Raw genomic sequence first — 20,625 nt, 5'->3', positions numbered from 1 at the left:
GGTCACATCCAGCGCGCCGCCGGGCTGGTACTGGGACATAGTCAGCACCTGCCCCTGCACGCGCACCGTGTGTTCGTGCGCCGGGGGCTGCCAGCCGGTTACGGCGAGGCGCTGCGGCGCGCAGTGGCCGATGTGCACGGTCTGCGTCGTCACCGCCAGCGGGTCGTCCTCCAGGTCGCCCAGCGGGTAGCTGGCAGCCACGCCGCCCACGCTGATGGACGCCAGTTGGGCAAAGTTGGCAAAGCCGGGCTCGCCGTCATCGGCCACGGCCCACCCGCACAGGCACGCCAGCAGGCAGGCCAGCAGCCACCCGCGCACCCTCGGCCATCCCACGCGGCCTGAACCCGTCATGCATCCTCCTTGCGCCGCCGCGCGGCACCACCCCAGACCAGCAGCAGCCCCAGCAGCGCGCCGGCCACCGGCCCGCCCAGGGGCACCGCCAGCGGCACCGCCGGGCTGCTGGCCGGTGCCACCACCCACTGGTAGGTGACCACGATCACCTGCGCCGCTGCGTCGGTGACCTGCACCGTGAAGCGGTACGTGCCCGCCGCCGTGGGCGTGCCCGACAGCACGCCGGCCGCCGTCAGCACCACGCCCGGCGGCAGGCTGCCGCCGGACAGCAGGTAGGCATAGGGCGGCGTGCCGCCCGTGGCCGACAGGCTCTGGCGGTAGGCGCTGCCCGCCACGCCGCCGGGCAGGCTGCCGCCCGTGAGCACCGGCGTGCTGGCCTGCGCAAAGACGGCGCCGCCGTGCAGCACCACGCCGCCGCCCGACGACGGGCCCGCGATGGCCTGGCCCGCGATGGCACCGGCCTGGGCCGCCGCCTGCGGCGCCCACAGGCCACCGGCCAAAGCGAGCACCAGGGCACCAGCGCGGCGCACGCAAAGCGGCGAATGCATGTCGTGTTCCATGCCTGGTACTGAAATCGCGCCTTCGCCCGCATGGCGGCTTTGCGAATCCTCGCAATAGCTGCGGCTATTGCTGCGGTTTGCGCCTTGCCCTGCGCGCGAATGCATTGATTTCATGGGCTTCCCCTACTCATCCAGGAGGTTGCAGTACTAATACCGGGACGGGTACACACCGTCCACGCAGATGATGTAGTTCAGTCCCATGGCAGGCGGCAGGGTCTCGAAGGACTGGCTGGAGCCTGCGACCCCCACCGACGCGAACGCCAGCGTGGCGTTGGGCGCCGCCACCGCGAACGCCCCCGCCTCCGGCACCGCCGCCAGCGCCATGCCGGCCGCAGGCACCGCCGTGGTGGCCGTGGCGCCGGCCACCATCACCGGATGGCTGTGCTGCGGCAGGTTGGCATACATCAGCGTGGTCCGCTCCTGGCCCCAGGTCATCCCATCGGCGATGTCGCCGTACGGGCCCAGCCCCTGGCCCGTCCCCATCGGAATCCGGCTGCTCAGGTTGGGCAGGCCGAAGAACGTCATGCCATCGCCCCCCCAGGTGGTGAACAGCAGCGAGAACAACACACTGTGATCGTCGATCCGCAGAAACTGGCCGTTGGCGAACTTCCAGCCCACGGGCTCGAAATTGCCCGCGAACAGCCGCACGTCGCCCAGCAGGCAGGGAGCCGGCGCCTGGGCGCAGGCAGCCGCGCCCGCCAGCAGGCCCACGGCCAAGGCGCCGGCGGCCCGCAGGCGTGCCCCCCATGGTGCGTGCCGTGCCATGGCGGTCATGGGCGGACCGGCGCCGTGCCGCCGGTGCAGATGATGTAGTTCATGCCCAGGCTGGGCGGCAGGATGGAGAACGGCTGGCCGCTCCCCGCCGTGGCCAGGCTGTTGCCGGCCAGCGCGACCGAGGGCGGCGCGGCGGCGTACAGCCCCGCGTTCTGTGCCACGGCCAGCACCTTGTCGCCACCGGGCGTGCCGGTGGTGGCCGGAGCGTTGCTGGCGACGTTCAGGGGGTGGGTATGCGCGGGCAACTCGCTGGTGGTCAGCGTGCGCGTTTCGGCGCCCCACTGCTGGCCCAGGCTGCGGTAGCTCAGGCCCGGCCCCTGCCCCGCCCCGGCCGCCACGCGCCCGCGCAGGTCCGGCAGGGCGAAGGTGGAGCTGCCGTTGCCGCCGTAGGTGGCGCCCAGGATGGCGAACAACTGCGCCGTCTGGCCGTTGAGGGACAGGATCTGCCCCTGCGCCAGCATCCAGTTGAGCGGCGCGAAGTTGCCCGCGAACAGGCGCAGCTCGCCCAGCATGCAGTCCTGCTGCGCCACGGCCGGCGGCGCCAGGGCTGCCAGGGCAGCCGCCAGGGCGAGGCCGCGCGGAGAAAGGGAAAGGATATGGTTTTTCTTCATGGCATGGGGTGCCTGGTTCACTGCGCCGCCACGAAGCACACGGGCTGCGCCGTCTCGGCGGAATCGAGCCAGCCCAGCGCCAGCGTGACCGCGCCGGCCGTCTTGGCCACCGGATACACCGCGCGTGCGCGGCCCGTGGGCGCGGCCCGGACGTCGAGCAGCAGCGTGTAGCCCGCGCTGGCGAAGGGCGTGGTGAAGGCCAGCGTGTGCTGGCCCGTGCCGCTGTCGTAGGCAACGGTGTAGCCCGTGCCGCTGCCGGCCTGCCCCACGCTGAAGCAGCCGTGCACCAGGGTGCCGCCGCCCGCGGGGCCGGCGGGCCCCTGCGCCCCGGGGCTGCCCTGCGGCCCCTGGGCACCGTGGCAGACATAGGCCGTGGCCGCCACCTCACCCGCGTCCAGCGTGCCGTTGCCGTTCGCGTCGCCGCCGCTTTGCACACGGGTGCCGCCGCTGCTGCAGTTGGCGCCCACCGGCTCGGCGGCCGTGGCGATCAGCGCGCGCATGCCCGCCGCGCCCGTCGCGCCGGCCGGCCCGGCAGCGCCCGCGGGACCGGTGAGGCCGGTGGGGCCCTGCGCCCCGGCGGCGCCCTGCGCGCCCTGGGCACCATGGCAGACGTAGGCCGTGGCCGCCACCTCGCCCGCATCGAGCACGCCGTTGCCGTCCGCATCGCTACCACTCTGCACCCGGGTACCGCCGCTGGCGCAGTTGGCGCCCGCTGGCTCGGCGGCCGTGGCGACCAGCGTGCGCATGCCCGCCGCGCCCATGGCGCCGGCTGGCCCAGCAGCGCCCGCAGGGCCGGTTGGCCCGGCCGGGCCTGCGGGCCCTTGCGGGCCTTGCGGGCCGGTGGCCGCGCCACAGGCCCAGCCGCTGGCGGTGCGCACCAGGGTCTCGCCCACGGCGCACACCTGGCCGATCTTGGCGGCGGTCACGGCCCCGTCGGCCACGGTCTGCGCCGCCAGGGCATAGGGCGCGCTGGCCAACGGCGTGCGCGGCGCGAGCTCGGCGCCGCCATTGACCGACACACCCAGGTAGTACGGCTGGTCAAACGGCAGCGCCAATGGCGCGGCGCTGCCCAGTTGCACGCTGAAGACGCCGCTGGACAAGGCCACGGCGGGGTGCGTTTCCGTCCACAGCGCGGCCCCGCCCGTGGCGGCGCCGTACAGCCGGAAGACCAGTTGCGCCGGCCCGGGCAGTGGCCCGCCGCCGGCCTGCGTGAGCTGCCCCTGGTAGCTGATGACCGCGGGCAACGCCGCATGGGCGGCGATGGCCAGCCCCCACCCGAGGGCCAGGGCGGCGGCCCACCGCCGAAGCCAGTTGGATTGGATATGCATGCTATTGTTTCAAGAGCTGCTAGCGCTCACCAGCAAAGGGCTGGAGGCCAAAATGACCATGATTCGTGCCGTTGGCATCGATCCCCCTTTTCTGGGCGCCTTGCGCAAAAGAGGAGGATTGTGGGAACGGAGCGTTGACCAGGCGTTGAATCGCGGCGATTTCAGCCCAAAAGGCCGCCAGCGCTTTCCAGGCAAGCGCTGCCAGCTACTTTTTCAGGAGCATTTCCAGGACTTCGCGTGCCTCGCGCAGGTCCGGGTTGCCGGGCGGGCCCTGCACGCGCGCCAGCACCTGTGCCAGCGGGCGGGCCGCCCCGGCGCCTGCCTCCAGCCGCGCGATGCGCGTGGCGCTGCGCAGCGCGAACAGGGCGGCGCCGCTCGCCTCGGCCAGGCGCAGCGCCTGGCGGTACAGGTCCAGCGCCTCGGCGGCGGCATCGGGGCGCAGGTGCCGCAGCGCGTCGCCGCGCAGGCGCAGCAGCTCGGGCACGAAATGGGTGTCATGGTTCGCGGCGGAGCGCTCCAGCGCCTCGTCGATGAGCGGCAGCGCCTCGGCCGGGCGGCCCAGGTGCAGCAGCGCGTCGATGAGGAAGGCCATGAAGGTGATCTCGATCACGCGGAACACCAGCCGCGCGCCCTCCAGCCCCTGGCGGATCGGGGCCAGCCCGCCCGCGTCGCCCTGCGCCGCCTGCGCCCAGCCCAGCACGCCGGCGGCGGCGGCCTGCCACAGCAGCAGGCGGTGGTGCCGGGCGTAGTCCAGCAGTTCGCCGCTGAGCGCCGCCGCCTGCTGCGGCGCGCGCAGGTGGCGGTACAGCACCGCCGCGCAGCTGAAGGCGAAGCCGAAGCTGTGCGCGTGGCCGAGCGCGCGCGCCAGGGCCACGTTTTCGTCGGCCAGCGCGCGGGCGCGTTCCAGGTCGCCCTCGATCCAGCACACCCAGGCCAGCAGGGCGCGCGCGGCGATGCCGATGTCCTCGCCGAAGCGCGCGATGGATTCGGCGCCCTCCACTTGCGCGCGCCAGGCGATGGCCGCCTCCAGGTGGCGGCGCGCACGCGCGAACTCGCCCAGCCAGAAGGTGTTGTTGCCCCAGGCGTATTCCACGGCCATGCGCCGCGCCGGGTCGGTGCTGCCCTCGGCCATGCGGGCGAGGCGCCCGGCGTATTCCAGCGGATGCTCGCCCTCGCCGTGGCGCCCCACCATCCACAGGCCCCACATGAGCGGAAACAGGTCCATGCCGGGCGGCGCACCGGCGCTCAGGGCCCAGGCGCGCTGGAAGCACTCCTGCGCCGCCTCGGCGCCGTAGCCCTGCGCGCCCACGAGCGCCGTGCCCAGGCCGATCTGCAGGCGCAGTTCGTCGTGCGTGCGCTCGGGGCTGCCCTCGGGCAAGGCCTGCACGGCGGCCAGGCCGGCGTAGAAGTCGTGGATGGCCTCGGCCAGCGCCGAGCGCGACGCGGCCTGCGTGCCCGCCACCCACCAGGCGTGCGCGGCGGCGGGGTCGGTGGATTCGGACAGGTGGTGGGCCAGGATCTCGGGGTGGGCGCGCACGCGCTCGGCGAAGCCGCTGCCCAGCGCCTGCGCCAGCCGCGCGTGGATCTGCCGCCGCTCGGCCTGCGCCAGCGATTCGTAGGCGGCCTGCCGGATGAGCGCGTGGCGGAAGTGCAGCAGCCCGCCGAGCCGGCGCTGCACCAGCCCGGCGTGCAGCAGCACCTGCAGGCCGCCGTCCACGTCGTCCGGCGCGGTGGCGATGGCGCACAGCAGGTCCTCGCCAAAGTCGCGCCCGATGCAGGCGGCGTACTGGGCGATGCGCTTGGCCGGGCCCAGGCCGTCCAGGCGCGCGGCCAGCGCGTCCCACAGGGTTTCGGGCACGTCGCCCGCGCGGCCGCCGCCGGCCAGCGCGGCGCGCGCCAGTTCCTCGGCGTACAGCGGCACGCCGTCGGCGCGGTGCACGATGGAGGCGAGCAGCGCGTCGCCCAGGGGCTGGCCAGCCCCCGCCACCTGCGTGACCAGGGTGCGGATGGCCTGGGCGGGCAGCGGCGCCAGCTCCAGGCGCACGGCCAGGCGCTCGGCCAGCGGCCCGGGCGGCGCGGCGCGCGCGGTACACAGCATGAACAGCGGCGCGCCGCCCGCGTCCCCCTCGCCAAGCATGCGTTCGAGCAGTTCCAGCGTGGCCTCGTCGGCCCAGTGCAGGTCTTCCACGAGCAGCAGCAGCGGCCGGCCGTCCGGCGCCGGGCCGAACAGGCGCGCCAGCAGGGCCTGCTCGCGCGCCTTGCGCTCGGCGGGGTACAGGGCGGCAACGTCTTCGGCCAGCCCCAGCAGGTGCAGCAGCACCGGCAGCGCGTCCACAGCATCGGCGCCCAGGCGCTGGCGCAGCCAGTGCGCGGCGCCATCCTCCGTCCCTTCCAGCCCGATCTGGCGCTGCAGGCTCTCGACGAAAGGCAGGTACGGGATGTGCGCCGCGCCGGACTGGCAGGCCACTTCGCATACCACGCCGCCGCCGTTCAGCACCTGCTGGGCCAGCGCCGCCGCCAGGCGCGACTTGCCCCGGCCCGCCTCGGCCTGCACCAGCGCACCCAGGCGCGGGCCCTGGCAGGCATCGCCCCACGCGGCGCGCAGGCGCTCCAGCTCCTGGCGCCGCCCGACCAGGGGCGGCAAGCCGCGCTCCGGCCCCTCCGCCCGCCCGGCGCCCGGGCCACGCGCCAGCAGCAGCGCGGCGCCAGCGTCATCGGGCGCCGACCACTGGAATTGCCCGCCAGCGAGGCGGCGCAGCCCGGCGCTGGCCGCGATGCCGCCCGCCGGCGCGCCCTGCGCCAGGCGGCGCGCGGCCTTGGTGAGGACGCCCGCCGCGTCGGGCAGGCCGCCCGATTCGTCGGCAAAGCCCCATCCAGCGTGCAGGCCGGCGCGCAGCACCAGGTCAGCCGCGCCCTCCTGCGCGCGCCACGCCCGTGCTACGGCCAGGGCGGCCTGCGCCGCGTCGCGCAGCGCGTGTTCGCGCGCCTGCGGGTAGCCGAAGAAGGCCAGCAGCTCGCCGCCCTGCGCCAGCGCCACGTGGCCGCCGTGGCTGCGCACGCCTTGCGCGCCCTGCGCCAGCAGGCCGCCCAGGGCGGCGGCGGCCTCCTCGGGGTCCATGCCGCCGCGCGGCTCGAAGTCGCAGGCCAGCACCGCCAGGTGGCGGCGCCCGGGCCGCGCGGCCGGGGCCGGGGCGGCCTCGGGCGCGGTGCCCGGCTGGGCCAGGCGCGCGGCCAGGGCCAGCGTCTGCGGCTCGGGTTCGGCGCCGAGTTCGCGCGCGAGCGCGCGGCGGAAGGTTGCGAAATGCGCCAGCGCCGCCGCCGGGCTGCGCCGCGCCAGCAGGCGCAGGCAGGCGCGCTGCAGCGGCTCGCTCCAGGGATCGACCTCGGTGGCACGCTGGGCGTACTGCAGCGCCTGGGCGTCGTGGCCCTGGGCCTCGTGGTATGCCGCCAGGCGTTCGAGCATCTGCACGGCCTGGCGCTGCAGCGCCGCGCGCCGCGCCTCCAGCCAGGCGTCGAACTCGGGCGCGTCGGGCAGCGACAGGCCCGCCAGCAGCGGGCCACGGTAGTGCGCCACGCCGCGCGCGAGCAGGTCGGGGGATTCGGCCGGCAGGCCGGCGCAGGCCAGGAAATCGGCCACGTCGAGCCGCAGGCCCGCTGCGGCGTGCAGGCGCAGCATCTTCGGGGTGGCCTCCAGCAGCGGCGGCTGCGCGGCGGCGTCGCCCAGCAGGCGGCGCAGGTCGAACAGGCACACGCGCAGGTTGGCGCGGGCGCGCTGCGCGTCCACGCCGGGCCACAGCAGGTCGGCCAGGTACTCGCGGCTGTGCAGGCCCGGCTCCAGCGCCAGGTAGGCCAGCAGCGCGCGCACCTTGTCGTAGGGGAAGCCGGTGACGGGCGTGCCGCCGCGCCAGACGGCAAAGCCGCCGAGAAAGCGCAGGGCCAGCGCATGCGCGGCAAGCCCGGTCACGAAGGGGTTCACGGTGCGGTGCAGGAACGGGAAACGCCGTATTTTGAATCAAAACGGCCTTCAGCCCTTGTCCACCCAGCGCTGCCAGCTATCGAACCAGGAGCGCCCCGGCGCCCCTGGCCCTCACCCCATGGTCACACGTTGATCGCCGTGGCCGATCCGGCCTTGCGGCGCAGCTCGAACTTCTGGATCTTGCCGGTGCTGGTCTTGGGCAGTTCGCCGAACACCACGGCGCGCGGCACCTTGAAGCCCGCGAGGTGCTTCTTGCAGTGCTGCACGATGTCGTCCACCGTGGTCAGCGCGCCCGCCTTCAGCTCGACGAAGGCGCAGGGGGTTTCGCCCCACTTCGGATCGGGCTTGGCCACCACGGCCACGGCCAGCACGTCGGGGTGGCGGTAGAGCACGTCCTCGACCTCGATGGAGGAGATGTTCTCGCCGCCCGAGATGATGATGTCCTTACTGCGGTCCTTGATCTTGATGTAGCCGTCGGGGTACTGCACGGCCAGGTCGCCGCTGTGGAACCAGCCGCCGCGGAACGCGTCCTCGGTGGCCTGCGGGTTCTTCAGGTAGCCCTTCATGGCGATGTTGCCGCGGAACATGATCTCGCCCATGGTCTCGCCGTCGTGCGGCACGGGCTCCATGGTCTCGGGGTTGCACACCATGGCGGCGCGCTGCAGGTGGTAGCGCACGCCCTGGCGGGCGTTCAGGCGCGCGCGCTCGCCGATGTCGAGGCTGTTCCAGGCGTCGTGCTTGGCGCACACGGTGGCGGGGCCGTAGACCTCGGTCAGCCCGTAGACGTGGGTCAGGTCGAACCCCATCTGCTCCATGCCCTCGATCATCGAGGCCGGGGGCGCGGCGCCGGCCACCATGGCCTTGACGCCGGCGGGCACGCCTTCCTTCATGGCGGCGGGCGCGTTCACCAGCAGGCCCTGCACGATGGGCGCGCCGCAGTAGTGCGTGACGCCGTGGTTGCGGATGGCATCGAAGATGGCCTGCGCATCGACGCGGCGCAGGCACACGTTGACGCCGGCGCGCGCCGCCACGGTCCACGGAAAGCACCAGCCGTTGCAGTGGAACATGGGCAGCGTCCACAGGTACACCGCGTGCTTGGGCATGTCCCACTCCAGCACGTTGCTGATGGCGTTGATGGCCGCGCCGCGGTGGTGGTAGACCACGCCCTTGGGGTTGCCGGTGGTGCCGCTGGTGTAGTTCAGGGCAATGGCGTCCCATTCGTCGCCGGGCAGTTCCCAGGCGAAGGCCGGGTCGCCCGCGGCCACGAAATCCTCGTAGCGCGTGCCGCCCAGGGCCTGTGCGGGGGCACCGTAGAGCGCGTCCTCGACCTCGATGAGGGCCAGCGGCGCCGGGTTCTTGCGCAGCGGCAGCGCCTTGGCCACCACGGCGCTGAATTCGGGATCGACGATGAGCGCCCTGGCCTCGCCGTGGTCGAGCATGAAGGCGATGGTTTCGGGGTCGAGGCGGGTGTTCAGCGTGTTGAGCACCGCGCCCGCCATGGGCACGCCGAAATGCGCCTCCACCATCGGCGGGGTGTTGGGCAGCATCACGGCCACGGTGTCGTTCTTGCCAATGCCCAGGCGGCGCAGGCTGCTGGCGAGCTGGCGGCAGCGCTTGTAGGTCTCGCCCCAGGTCTGGCGCAGGTCGCCGTGCACGATGGCCAGGCGGTCGGGGTAGACCTCGGCCGTGCGCTCGATGAACGCCAGCGGCGAGAGCGGCGCGTGGTTGGCTTCGTTGCGGGGCAGATGCTGGTCGTACATGCTGGTCACGGCTGGTTTCCTTGGTTTATTGAAAACAAAATCCTTCTATTACAGCAACGCTGGCTGACAGCGGGCTGAAAGCAATAGGGGTAAACGCGAATCGGTTTGCGCGGACAATCACGGCTGTGTCGATTCCCCAATCTTTCATCCAGGAGCTGCTGTCCCGCGTCGACGTGGTCGATGTCGTCGGACGCTACGTGCAGCTCAAGAAAGGCGGGGCCAACTTCATGGGCCTGTGCCCCTTCCATGGGGAGAAGTCGCCCTCCTTCAGCGTCAGTCCCTCCAAGCAGTTCTACCACTGCTTCGGCTGCGGCAAGAACGGCAACGCCATCGGTTTCCTCATGGACCACGCAGGCATGGGCTTCGTCGAAGCGGTGCAGGACCTGGCGCAGAGCGTGGGCCTGGCCGTGCCGCAGGACGATGCCTCGCCCCAGGAGCGCGAGCGCGCCGCCGCCGCGCGCCAGAAGCAGGCCACGCTGACCGACGTGCTGGAAAAAGCCGGCGAATCCTGGCGCAAGCAGCTCAGGGCCTCGCCGCGCGCGGTAGCCTACCTCAAGGGCCGGGGCGTCTCGGGGCAGATCGCCAAGCGCTACGGCCTGGGCTACGCGCCAGAGGGCTGGCGCAACCTGGCCAGCGTCTTCCCCGAGTACGACAGCCCGCTGCTGCACGAATCGGGCCTGGTGATCGTGGGCGAGGAGGACGGCAAGCGCTACGACCGCTTCCGCGACCGCATCATGTTCCCCATCCGCAACGTCAAGGGCGAGTGCATCGGCTTTGGCGGGCGCGTGCTGGGCGACGAGAAGCCCAAGTACCTCAACTCGCCCGAAACGCCGGTGTTCCACAAGGGCCGCGAACTGTACGGCCTGTTCGAGGCGCGCACCGCCATCCGCGAGGCCGGCTACGCCCTGGTGACCGAGGGCTACATGGACGTGGTGGCCCTGGCGCAGCTCGGCTTCGGCAACGCCGTGGCCACGCTGGGCACGGCCTGCACCAGCGAGCACGTGCACAAGCTGTTCCGCTTCACCGACCAGGTCGTCTTCAGCTTCGACGGCGACGCGGCGGGCCGCCGCGCGGCGCGCAAGGCGCTGGACGGCGCCCTGCCCTACGCCAGCGACACGCGCGCCATCAAGTTCCTGTTCCTGCCCGCCGAGCACGACCCCGACAGCTTCATCCGCGCCCACGGCCCCGAGGCGTTCGCGCGCCACGTCGGCGACGCCATGCCACTGAGCCGCTTCCTGGTCGAAGCCGCCAGCGAAGGCTGCGACCTGGGCCTGGCCGAAGGCCGCGCCCACATGGCCACCAACGCCCGCGCCCTGTGGACCGCGCTGCCCGACGGCGCGCTCAAGCGCCAGCTGCTCGCCGAGCTGGCCCAGCTGGCGCAGCTCGACGCCCGCGACCTGGCCGACCTGTGGAGCCACGGCGCGGCGCCCGCGCCCGCCCGTGCGCCCGCCCCCGGACAGGAGCCGCCCCCCTGGGAACACGGCGCCCCGCCCGCCTTCGCTGGCAACTTCCCCTCCCGCCCCGCCGCAGGCCCCGGCCAGGGCAGCCGGGGCAACTGGAAAAACCGCGGCGCCAAGGCCTGGGCCCCACCCTACCAGGGGCCCCGCCCCTCGCCCGTGAGCCGCGCCGACCAGGCCGCGCGGCTGCTGCTGTCGCACATGGCGTTTCTGGAAGAGCTGACGCACGACGACCACGACGCCCTGGGCGCCCAGCCCGCCCCGCACGGCCCGCTGTTCGCCTGGCTGGAGCAGGAGTGGCACGAGCACGGCGCCCAGCCCTGGGCCGTGCTGCGCGAAAGCCTGCGCGGCCAGGGCTGCGAGAGCCTGGCCGCGCAGCTGATGAGCGGCCCGCATGCCCAGCCGGAGGGCGACCTGCCGGAAATCCGGCGCGAACTACGCGGCGTGCTCAACCGCATGCGCATGGACCGCATCAAGCAGCAGGAGACCGAGGCCGTGGCCGCCCTGCGCACCGACCCCGCAGCCGCCCAGCGCCTGCGCGCCCTGCAGGCCCAGCGCCTGGAGCTGGAAGCGCTGGAGGCGCTGGCGCGCAAAGCCTCTTGACTTTTTTCTTTTCCTTGGGAACTTTTTAAACCGATATAATCCAAGGTTGACTGGCAAGAGCGACAGCAGCACCTCCGGACCGGGCCAGCGTGGATTCCACGCCCATTGCAGCAAGTGCACGGCCCACATTACCGCAAGGACTGCACACCAAATGTTCGCCCAGACATCTTGCCCCGAGGGTTCCCCTCCACACGGCCCAGGCCGTGTGTGCTCCATGCGCCGGTTTCCGTGGCGCTTGCGTTTTCTTTGTGTGTCCCTTTTTTGACGCTGAGGTTATCCATGCCCGTGCAAAAGTCCGCGAAGTCTGCCAAGCCTGCCGCAGATGCCGCTGAAAAAACCGTTTCCCTCCCGGCCGCCAAAGCCGCAACGAAAGCGTCCACCGTGTCCACACCCAAAAGCAAAGCCCAGCTGCTCAAAGAAGCCGCCGATGAATTGTTGAAGAACGCCGAAGCGCAAGAGAAGAAGAAGCCCGCGCGCAAGCCCAAGGCCACCGCGGACGCCGATGCCGCAGCCGCCGAGGAAGCCCCCAAGAAGAAGGCCGGCCGCCCCGCCAAGGCCGCGGGTGCCGACGACACGGACGCCAAGCCCAAGGCCGCCGCCAAGGCACCGGCCAAGCGCGGACGCAAGCCCAAGGCCAAGGAAGAAGGCGAAGGCATGGGCGACGACGCCGACCTGTCGGACATCGAATCCGAATTGGAAGGCGAAGTCGAGGAAGCGCCGGTGGCCGATGTCGCCACCGAGAAGGTCAAGCCCCTGCGCATGAAGATCAGCAAGGCCAAGGAACGCGCCTTGATGAAGGAGTTCGGCCTGGACGAAACCGTCCTGTCCGAGGAAGACCTGGCCAAGCGCCGCTCGCTGCTCAAGAAGCTCATCACGCTGGGCAAGACGCGCGGCTACCTGACGCGGGTCGAGATTTCCGACCACCTGCCCGACAAGCTGGTGGACGCCGAGACCATGGAAGTCGTGGTCGCCATGCTCAACGACATGGGCGTGGCCGTGTACGAGCAGACGCCCGATGCCGAAACGCTGTTCCAGAACAACGTGACGCCCACGGCCACCACCGTGGAAGAAGCCGAGGAAGAGGCCGAGGCGGCCCTGTCCACCGTCGATTCCGAATTCGGCCGCACCACCGACCCCGTGCGCATGTACATGCGCGAGATGGGCACGGTGGAGCTGCTCACGCGCGAGGGCGAGATCGAGATCGCCAAGCGCATCGAGGGCGGCCTGCAGGACATGATGGAAGCCATCAGCGCCTCGCCCGCCACCATCGCCGAGATCCTCAACATGGCCGAGGAAATCCGCGAGGGCAAGGTCGTCATTTCCACCGTGGTGGACGGTTTCGTCGACGCCGACGAAAACGACGACTACGTGGCCGAGGAAGACTTCGACGAGTACGACGAAGCCGACGACGACGACGGCAAGGGCGGCTCCAAGGCGCTGACCAAGAAGCTCGAAGAGCTGAAGAACGAGGCCCTGCGCCGCTTCGACAAGCTGCGCGAGCAGTTCGAGAAGATGCACAAGGTGTACGACAAGGACGGCTACGGCGGCGCCACGTACATGAAGATCCAGCACACGATCTCGGCCGAGCTGATGACCATCCGCTTCACCGCCAAGACCATCGAGAAGCTGTGCGACATGGTGCGCGCCCAGGTGGACGACGTGCGCAAGAAGGAACGCGAGCTGCGCCGCATCATCGTGGACAAGTGCGGCATGCCGCAGGACACCTTCGTCAAGGACTTCCCGCCCAACCTGCTGAACCTGCAATGGGTGGAGCAGCAGGCCAGCGCCGGCAAGCCCTGGAGCGCCGTGCTGCAGCGCAACATCCCGCCCGTGCAGGAACTGCAGCAGAAACTGATCGACCTGCAGACCCGCGTGGTGGTGCCGCTGTCCGAGCTCAAGGACATCAACAAGCGCATGAACGCCGGCGAAATGGCCTCGCGCGACGCCAAGAAGGAGATGATCGAGGCCAACCTGCGCCTCGTGATCTCCATCGCCAAGAAGTACACCAACCGCGGCCTGCAGTTCCTCGACCTGATCCAGGAAGGCAACATCGGCCTGATGAAGGCCGTGGACAAGTTCGAGTACCGCCGCGGCTACAAATTCTCGACCTACGCCACGTGGTGGATCCGCCAGGCGATCACCCGCTCCATCGCGGACCAGGCCCGGACCATCCGCATCCCGGTGCACATGATCGAGACCATCAACAAGATGAACCGCATCAGCCGCCAGCACCTGCAGGAGTTCGGCTTCGAGCCCGATGCGTCGATCCTGGCGGCGAAGATGGAGATCCCCGAGGACAAGATCCGCAAGATCATGAAGATCGCCAAGGAGCCGATCTCGATGGAAACCCCCATCGGCGACGACGACGACAGCCACCTGGGCGACTTCATCGAGGACAGCGCCAACACCGCGCCCATCGACGCCGCCATGCAGGCCGGCCTGCGCGACGTGGTGAAGGACATCCTCGACGGCCTGACCCCACGCGAGGCCAAGGTGCTGCGCATGCGCTTCGGCATCGAAATGTCCACCGACCACACACTGGAAGAAGTGGGCAAGCAGTTCGACGTGACGCGCGAACGCATCCGCCAGATCGAGGCCAAGGCGCTGCGCAAGCTGAAGCACCCGAGCCGCAGCGACAAGCTGCGCAGCTTCATCGACTCGCTGTAAGCGCCCAGCCGCAGCCGCCAGCCCGGCCCCGCCATCGCGCAGGGCCGGGCTTTTTTGCGCCCAAGCACCCGCCGCTTCGTGCTGGCCGCCAGCCACGGCGAGGCCTGGCCTGCATGCGCCATGCGCGTTTCAAGCCTTTTCTGGCCCTACCCCTTGCACAGCAAGCGCTGCCAGCTATCATTCTTGCAGCGTCGTGCCGCTTCGTGGCATCGCGGCTGTCATGCCAGCGGTGTCCGTCCGCCAACCTTCAACGGGGAAATTCCATGAAAGCATCCGCTTCCGCCTTGTTCGCCGCCGCCCTCCTGTGCGCCTGCAGCGCCACCCCGCCCGCACCGGCCGACCTTGACGTGGCCTTTACCTGCACCCACGGCGAGTCGGTTTCCGTGCGCTTTTCACCCGCCCACGGCACCGCCGTCCTGACACGCCACGGCGAGCGCATGGAACTCCAGCAGCAGCCCAGCGGCTCTGGCTTCATCTACAGCAACGGCCCCAACACCATTCGCGGCAAAGGGGACGACCTGACCCTTGAGATCGGCCGCATGGCACCGATCCAGTGCAAGGCCCGGTGAAGAAAGCAGCGACCATGGCCCTTGACTATCGCTGGCTTCACGACACGGTACGCGCGCGCTTTGCCTCCGACGAAGCCATGGAAGCCTTCCTGCCCCAGGCGCTCACCGCCGAGGAATTGAGAAGCAAAGGCGACGACCGCTACCTCTCCGCCATGAGCCAGCGGGTCTTCCAGGCGGGAATGCAGCACGCGGTGGTCGATGCCAGGTGGCCCGAATTCGAGAAAGCCTTCGCGGGCTTCGAGCCCGGGCAAATGGTGTTGCTCGGCCCGGAGCAGATGGAAGGCCACATGCAAAACGACCGGATCATCCGCGACCGCGCCAAGCTGCAAAGCATTGCGAAGAATGCCCGGTTCATCCTGGACATCCGCCAGGCGCACGGCAGTTTTGGCGGTTTTCTTGCCGATTGGCCCGGCAGCGACACCACCGGCCTGTGGCATGTACTGGCCCAGCGCGGCGCCCGCCTGGGCGGGCGCTCGGCGGCCGGTTTCCTGCGCCTGGCCGGGAAGGACACCTTCCTGCTGACCAGCCACGTGGTGGCGCGCCTGGTGGCCGCGGGCATCATCGGCCGCACGCCCACCAGCCAGCGCGACCTGCAAGCCGTGCAGCATGCGTTCAATGCGTTGCAGCAAAGCGCGGGCAGGCCGCTGTGCCAGTTGTCGGCCATGCTGGCGTTGAGCATCCATCCGGCCTTCTGACGGCGCATCGCATGCACGGCACGCTCGAAACACCCCGGCTGCGCCTGCGCCCATGGACGGCGGCGGACCGCGCGCCTTTCGCGGCCCTGAACGCCGATCCGCGCGTGATGGCGTTCTTTCCCGCGCCGCTCACCCGGGCGCAGAGCGACGCCATGGCGGACCGCTGCGAGGCCCTGGTGCGCGAGCACGGCTGGGGGCCCTGGGCCGTGGAGGCGAAGGCGGATGGCGCCTTCATCGGCTGCGTCGGGCTGCATGTGCCGTCGCCCCTGCTGCCCTTTTCGCCCTGCGTGGAGGTGCTCTGGCGCCTGGCCCGCGCGTACTGGGGCCAGGGGCTGGCCTCGGAAGCCGCCGCGCAGGCGCTGCGCTTCGGCTTCGAGACGCTGGGGCTGGAAGAAATCGTCGCGTTCACCACCGTAGGCAACCGCCGCTCCCGCGCGGTCATGGAGCGCCTGGGCATGCACGCCGCGGGCACCTTCGCGCACCCGCTGCTGGAGGCCGGCAGCCCCTTGCTCCAGCACGCGCTGTACCGGCTGCGGCGCGGCGGCGCGCAGGCATAGCGGGCAGCGTGCCGTGGTGCGGCCATGGCACGCCCGCCACGGCGCGCGACAATCACGCCTGCTCTCTCGCACCCAGGATTCGCCATGACGCCCACTGCCGCCCCCGCCTCCCGCCTGTCGTTCGCCATCATGGGCGCCGGGGCCGTGGGCTGCTACTTCGGCGCGCTGCTGGCGCAGGCGGGCCACACCGTGCGGCTGGTGGGGCGGCCGGCGCACGTGCAGGCCATCGCGGCCCACGGCCTGCGCCTGCAAACCGCCACGCAGGACACGCACGTGCCGCTGCAGGCCAGCACCGAGGCCCGCGCCGTGCAAGGCGCCGACGTGGTGCTGCTGTGCGTCAAATCCACCGGCACCGAAGCGGCGGCGCGGCAGATGCAGCCCCACCTGGCCCCCGGCGCGCTGGTGCTGACGCTGCAGAACGGCGTGGACAACGACGCGCGCGTGCGCGCCGTGCTAGGCCCCGGCCACCCGGTGGTGGCCGCCGTGGTGTACGTGGCCACGGCCATGGCGGGGCCGGGGCATGTGCGGCACTTCGGGCGCGGCGAGCTGGTGGTGGGCCCGTCGCCCGCCAGCGCGCGCCTGGCGCAGGCGCTGGGGCAGGCGGGTGTCCCCACCGAGGTGTCGGACAACGTGCGCGGCGCGCTGTGGGCCAAGCTGGTCATCAACTGCGCGTACAACGCGCTCTCGGCCATCGTGCAGCAGCCCTACGGCTGGCTCATGGCGCAGGACGGCGCCAGCGCGGTGATCGACGACCTGGTGGCCGAGTGCCTGGCCGTGGCCCGGGCTGACGGCGTGCAGCTGCCGGACGGCATCCGCGCCGCCGTGCAGGACATCGCGCGGACGATGGCCGGCCAGCGCTCCTCCACCGCGCAGGACCTGGCACGCGGCCGGCCCACCGAGATCGCGCACCTCAACGGCTACGTGGTGCAGCGCGGCACGGCGCTGGGGCTGCCCACGCCGGTCAACCGCGCGCTGCTGGTGCTGGTGCGCATGCTGGAGGCGAAATCAATGGCCTGAATGGCCTCTAGCCCTTGCTGGGAAAGCGCCAGAAGCTATGAAAAAAGGAGTGCATCACCCCAGTGCGGCACTCCCTTTTTTCGATGGTTCCAGCCCGGCCTTGCGCTGGATCGCGCCGAAGCCAGATACAGCAGGTCTCTCCATCACTTGGGCCGCAAGGTGTTCATGCCCCCGTACCGGGCCTGTCCGGCAAACTCACGCCACTCACCGCAAGGCCCGCATGCGCAATGGCTCGCTTCATTGGGCGCCCTCCCGCACAAAGACTTCCTTGGCAGCCGCCAACCCATTGAGCGCCGCCGGAAAGCCGGCATAAACCGCCATCTGCATGATGGTTTCGACGATCTCCGTGCGCGTGACGCCCACGTTGAGCGCGCCCTGAACGTGCACCTTGAGTTGGGGCGCTGCATTGCCCAGCGCAGTCAGCGCGGCGACGACGGCGATTTCACGGCTTTTCAGGTCAAGGCCGGGGCGGGAATACACGTCGCCAAAAGGAAACTCGATCAGGTAGCGGGCGAAGTCCGGGGCAATGTCTTCCAGGCTTCGCAATACGTTCTCACCAGCCTCGCCGTCGATTTCACGCAGCTTAGCGAGTCCGCGCTCGTAGCGGTTTTCGATGTTCATCAGCATGTCCTTCACCAGAGATTGAATCCGGCGCCAAGGACTGCTCCAACCAGCGGTAATGCGCGATCTTCGCCTGCAAAGCATCTGCGGATTGGCGCATCGCTTCGATTTCCGCCAGAACTTCCGTCAAGTGTTCTTCCAGCATCTGGCGACGATCCGGCACCGTCGAGTCCCCAGCGCCGCGTAGTTCTGCGAACGCCTGCATCTTGCCGATGGGCATGTGCGTCGTTCGCAAGCGCAGCAGGAATTCGATCCAAGCCATGTCGGATGCCGCATAGCGCCGCTGGCCTCCCGCCGCACGGCCAACCGGGGCGATCAGCCCGATGCGCTCGTAGTAGCGAAGGGTATGGGCCGTCAGGCCCGTGCGCCGGGCGACTTCTTCAATGCTCAGAAGAGATTCCATGGCGCGATCCTAGAAGTTGGAGTGCGCTCTAAGTCAACCACTTCAGGTTGATTCGACGGCCGCGCGAATTGGCTGCCGCAGGCCGTGCAGCCGTGGCATGCCGAACCACCTGAAGCCGCGATAAAGCTTGGCCCCTTGCCGTCGGCCCGCCAGGTTGCTCCACGGTTTGCCGTCGCCATGTCCCCATGCGGCCCTTGGCCCATCCAGAGCCAAGGGCACGCAAGTTCAGAACTCGTAGTTGGCCGAGACCCACAGGCGGCGGCCCTCCTGCGGGTTGCGGTAGATGTTGCCCGCCTGCGCTGCCGCGCCCGGCACGTTGTAAATGCGGTAGTCGATGAAGCTCTTGTTGAGCAGGTTGTAGACCGCCGCGCTCACGGTGAACTGCGGGTTTACGCGCCACGCGCCGCCCAGGTGCAGCAGGGTATAGGCCTTGTAGTCGCCCAGCGCCGCAGCCGCCGCGCGCGTGGCGGCGGTGGTGCCGGGGTCGCGGTAGCGTTCGCTGCGGTACTCGCCGCGCAGCCAGACGTTCCAGTTCGCCGCCAGCGCCCAGTCCAGGCGCGCGTTGAGCGCGTGCTCGGGCGTGTCGGTCAGCGGCTGGCCCTTGCTGGCGCCGCTCTTTTGCTCGCTGTGCGTGTAGGTGTAGTTGGCGCTGGCCGACCAGCCGCGCGCCAGCGGGAGCTTGGCGTTGAGCTCGATGCCGCGCGTCACCGCTTCGTCCACGTTCACCTGCTGGCCGAACAGATCCACGTTGGGCCAGTTGCCGAAGTCCACGCAGCCGGGGCGGTTGGGCGAGGCGGCGTAGCGGCAGTTGGGCAGGCCGGTGCCGCTGGTGATCTTGTCCTTGAACTCGTTGTTGAACAGCGTGGCGCTGGCCAGCACGCCCTGCTGGTTGTCGAAGTACAGGCCCAGTTCGACGTTCTGGCTGGTCTCGGGCTTGAGCGTGGGCGTGCCGATCAGCGGGATCGTGCCCTGGCCGCCGAAGCCGTTGATGCCGGGCGTGAGCTGCTCGACGCGCGGCGTCTTGTAGCCATGGCTCACGCCGCCCTTGAGCGTCCACTGCGGCGCGGCGTTCCACACACCGTAGACGCGCGGGCTGGCCTTGCCGCCGAAGATGCTGTGCTTGTCGTAGCGCACGCCCATGGTGAGCTTGAAGGCGTCGGTCAGGCTCCACTCATCCTCGGCGAACAGCGCCTTCTGCGTGAACTTGAAGTTCTCCGGCGCCACGCCGTCCTGCATCCTGGCGTCCCACCACTGGCCGCCCACGGTGCTCAGGTGGCTGCCGCCCCAGGGCAGCACCAGCTTGGTGTCGAACACCTTGCTCTCCACCTCCAGCGTGCGCCCGCTGCCCGCCACGGCGCCGGGCGTGCCCGGGGGAATGGTGCGGCCAATGGTCTCGGTGCGGTTGGCCTGGTAGCTCGTGTCCCAGGTGCCGAAGCCGTAGCGGCCGGTGTGCGCCAGCACCACCTGGTCGCGGTTGAACTTGAGTTCGGGGCCGTAGCCGCCCTGCATGCCCTGGGTGCCCAGGCGGTTGCCGGCGTTGTCGTAGGTCTGGCGGCCGGTGTCCACGTCGAGCGTGATGTCGTGGTAGCGGTTGGGCGTGAGCGTGAGGCGCGCGCCCAGGTTGTGCACGTCGCTCCTGGCGGGGTTGGAGCCCATGATGGGGATCTGCTCCTTGCCGCCGACGCCGGCGTAGCGGATGTCGGCCGCGCCGCGGTGGAAGGTGCTGCCGCGCAGCGTGAGGCCGGCCACGTCCGTGCGCAGCGGGCCGCTCAGGTAGAAGCGGGCGGCGCGCGTGTCGCCGAAGGCCGACTCCTGCTGCAGCGCGTAGTCGGCGCCGACCGCGCCGGCCCAGGTCTTGCCCACCTTGCGCGTGATGATGTTGATGACGCCGCCCATGGCGTCGGAGCCGTAGAGCGTGGACATGGGGCCGCGGATGACCTCGATGCGCTCGATCGCCGAGACCGGCGGCAGGAAGCTGGTCTGCGTGCCCATGAAATCGTTGGGCGCGACGTTGCCCGGGGCGTTCTGGCGCCGGCCGTCGATGAGGATCAGCGTGTAGTCGCTGGGCATGCCGCGGATGCTGATGTTCAGGCCGCCGGTCTTGTCGGTGGCCGCGCCGATGTCCACGCCCTCCACGTCCTCCAGCGCCTGGGCGATGCTGTTGAAGCGCTTTTGCTCCAGCTGCTCGCGCGTGATGACGGTGATGGAGGCCGGCGCCTCCCGGACGTCCTGCTCGAAGCCCGAGGCGGAGATCACCACCTCCTTGAGCGAGGCGGCCTCCGGGGCCTGGGCCTGGGCGCTGGCGGCGCCAAGGCCCGCGATCAGGGCGGCCAGGACAGAGCGATGCAGCGGACAGGCGCCGCGCGGGATACGTTGCATGGAAAACGACTCCAGAAAAGAAAGAACGGGAAAGACGAAGGCCCGGTCATGCTCTGGAGTGTTTTGTTCTGCACACAGGGGCTATCAGAGAGAAATTATTACAAACGAGAATGATTTGTGTTTGATTTGTATCCATCTTGTGCCCGCATCGTCTCAGAAATGCGACAAAACCGCCGCGTGCCCTGCGGGCCGCAGGCTGCCGCGCCGGTCAGATCACTCTGTTTTTCATAGCACCCTGCGCTTTCCACGCAAGGGATGGAGTCCGATTCGGCTTGAAAGACCCCAGCGCCAGCCCAG

The 20,625-nt window shown here is 70.4% G+C and carries 15 protein-coding genes; 6 read left to right on the top strand and 9 right to left on the bottom strand.

Annotation, left to right across the window (positions count from 1 at the left end; genetic code table 11):
- Positions 1–347: 347 nt before the first annotated feature.
- The 6 genes from YS110_21815 to YS110_21790 all read right to left on the bottom strand — a co-directional run bounded on the left by YS110_21815 (position 348) and on the right by YS110_21790 (position 9,369).
- Positions 348–1,025, bottom strand: coding sequence for a putative Ig domain-containing protein (locus tag YS110_21815; GenBank protein UJB67210.1), 678 nt, complete (start codon positions 1,023–1,025; stop codon positions 348–350).
- A gap of 33 nt (positions 1,026–1,058) precedes the next feature.
- Positions 1,059–1,676, bottom strand: a complete 618-nt coding sequence (locus YS110_21810) for a tail fiber protein (GenBank protein UJB67209.1) — start codon at positions 1,674–1,676, stop codon at positions 1,059–1,061.
- Positions 1,677–1,681: 5 nt separating this feature from the next.
- A complete protein-coding gene (locus YS110_21805) occupies positions 1,682–2,197 on the bottom strand; it encodes a phage tail protein (GenBank protein UJB67561.1) in 516 nt (171 codons plus the stop codon).
- Between the two features lie 116 nt (positions 2,198–2,313).
- Positions 2,314–3,624 carry a hypothetical protein gene (locus tag YS110_21800; protein UJB67208.1) on the bottom strand — a complete coding sequence of 437 codons (1,311 nt, stop codon included), beginning with the start codon at positions 3,622–3,624 and terminating at the stop codon, positions 2,314–2,316.
- A 205-nt stretch (positions 3,625–3,829) separates the two neighbouring features.
- On the bottom strand, positions 3,830–7,600 hold the full coding sequence (locus YS110_21795; GenBank protein ID UJB67207.1) for an AAA family ATPase: 3,771 nt from the start codon (positions 7,598–7,600) through the stop codon (positions 3,830–3,832).
- Positions 7,601–7,722: 122 nt separating this feature from the next.
- Complete coding sequence (locus YS110_21790; GenBank protein ID UJB67206.1) at positions 7,723–9,369, bottom strand: acyl-CoA synthetase; 1,647 nt, start codon at positions 9,367–9,369, stop codon at positions 7,723–7,725.
- Between the two features lie 116 nt (positions 9,370–9,485).
- Between YS110_21790 and YS110_21785 the strand changes: the two genes are divergently transcribed.
- The 6 genes from YS110_21785 to YS110_21760 all read left to right on the top strand — a co-directional run bounded on the left by YS110_21785 (position 9,486) and on the right by YS110_21760 (position 16,925).
- Complete coding sequence (locus tag YS110_21785) at positions 9,486–11,420, top strand: DNA primase (protein ID UJB67205.1); 1,935 nt, start codon at positions 9,486–9,488, stop codon at positions 11,418–11,420.
- Between the two features lie 279 nt (positions 11,421–11,699).
- Positions 11,700–14,087: an RNA polymerase sigma factor RpoD gene (gene rpoD / locus YS110_21780; protein ID UJB67204.1), complete on the top strand. Its 2,388-nt coding sequence runs from the start codon at positions 11,700–11,702 to the stop codon at positions 14,085–14,087.
- A gap of 263 nt (positions 14,088–14,350) precedes the next feature.
- The gene (locus tag YS110_21775) at positions 14,351–14,656 is read left to right on the top strand and encodes an MliC family protein (protein UJB67203.1); all 306 of its coding nucleotides are present in this window, start codon (positions 14,351–14,353) and stop codon (positions 14,654–14,656) included.
- Positions 14,657–14,670: 14 nt separating this feature from the next.
- On the top strand, positions 14,671–15,351 hold the full coding sequence (locus YS110_21770; GenBank protein ID UJB67202.1) for a DNA-3-methyladenine glycosylase I: 681 nt from the start codon (positions 14,671–14,673) through the stop codon (positions 15,349–15,351).
- A gap of 11 nt (positions 15,352–15,362) precedes the next feature.
- Positions 15,363–15,908: a GNAT family N-acetyltransferase gene (locus YS110_21765; GenBank protein ID UJB67201.1), complete on the top strand. Its 546-nt coding sequence runs from the start codon at positions 15,363–15,365 to the stop codon at positions 15,906–15,908.
- 84 nt (positions 15,909–15,992) lie between these two features.
- On the top strand, positions 15,993–16,925 hold the full coding sequence (locus YS110_21760) for a ketopantoate reductase family protein (protein UJB67200.1): 933 nt from the start codon (positions 15,993–15,995) through the stop codon (positions 16,923–16,925).
- Positions 16,926–17,162: 237 nt separating this feature from the next.
- On the opposite strand, the gene YS110_21755 is transcribed toward YS110_21760, so the two are convergent.
- The 3 genes from YS110_21755 to YS110_21745 all read right to left on the bottom strand — a co-directional run bounded on the left by YS110_21755 (position 17,163) and on the right by YS110_21745 (position 20,328).
- Positions 17,163–17,546 (bottom strand): carboxymuconolactone decarboxylase family protein, encoded by a 384-nt coding sequence (locus YS110_21755; GenBank protein ID UJB67199.1) that lies wholly within the window; start codon positions 17,544–17,546, stop codon positions 17,163–17,165.
- Positions 17,509–17,949: a MerR family transcriptional regulator gene (locus YS110_21750; protein UJB67198.1), complete on the bottom strand. Its 441-nt coding sequence runs from the start codon at positions 17,947–17,949 to the stop codon at positions 17,509–17,511. Before YS110_21750 ends, YS110_21755 begins: the two co-directional genes overlap by 38 nt.
- A 225-nt stretch (positions 17,950–18,174) precedes the next feature.
- Entirely contained in the window at positions 18,175–20,328 is a 2,154-nt protein-coding gene (locus tag YS110_21745) for a TonB-dependent receptor (protein UJB67197.1), read from the bottom strand.
- Positions 20,329–20,625 lie beyond the last annotated feature (297 nt).

The sequence above is a fragment of the Acidovorax sp. YS12 genome, from assembly GCA_021496925.1.
GTDB lineage: Bacteria > Pseudomonadota > Gammaproteobacteria > Burkholderiales > Burkholderiaceae_C > Paenacidovorax.
The sequence above is the reverse complement of the archived record's forward strand: the minus strand, read 5'-3'. Positions and strand labels throughout refer to the sequence as shown.

Coding starts and splice junctions, on each gene's coding strand:
- YS110_21810 (UJB67209.1), bottom strand. CDS start 1,676: ATGGCACGGCACGCACCATGGGGGGCACGCCTGCGGGCCGCCGGCGCC.
- YS110_21805 (UJB67561.1), bottom strand. CDS start 2,197: ATGCTGGGCGAGCTGCGCCTGTTCGCGGGCAACTTCGCGCCGCTCAAC.
- YS110_21760 (UJB67200.1), top strand. CDS start 15,993: ATGACGCCCACTGCCGCCCCCGCCTCCCGCCTGTCGTTCGCCATCATG.
- YS110_21750 (UJB67198.1), bottom strand. CDS start 17,949: ATGGAATCTCTTCTGAGCATTGAAGAAGTCGCCCGGCGCACGGGCCTG.
- YS110_21755 (UJB67199.1), bottom strand. CDS start 17,546: ATGAACATCGAAAACCGCTACGAGCGCGGACTCGCTAAGCTGCGTGAA.
- YS110_21745 (UJB67197.1), bottom strand. CDS start 20,328: ATGCAACGTATCCCGCGCGGCGCCTGTCCGCTGCATCGCTCTGTCCTG.
- YS110_21770 (UJB67202.1), top strand. CDS start 14,671: ATGGCCCTTGACTATCGCTGGCTTCACGACACGGTACGCGCGCGCTTT.
- YS110_21815 (UJB67210.1), bottom strand. CDS start 1,025: ATGAAATCAATGCATTCGCGCGCAGGGCAAGGCGCAAACCGCAGCAAT.
- YS110_21775 (UJB67203.1), top strand. CDS start 14,351: ATGAAAGCATCCGCTTCCGCCTTGTTCGCCGCCGCCCTCCTGTGCGCC.
- YS110_21765 (UJB67201.1), top strand. CDS start 15,363: ATGCACGGCACGCTCGAAACACCCCGGCTGCGCCTGCGCCCATGGACG.
- YS110_21800 (UJB67208.1), bottom strand. CDS start 3,624: ATGCATATCCAATCCAACTGGCTTCGGCGGTGGGCCGCCGCCCTGGCC.
- rpoD (UJB67204.1), top strand. CDS start 11,700: ATGCCCGTGCAAAAGTCCGCGAAGTCTGCCAAGCCTGCCGCAGATGCC.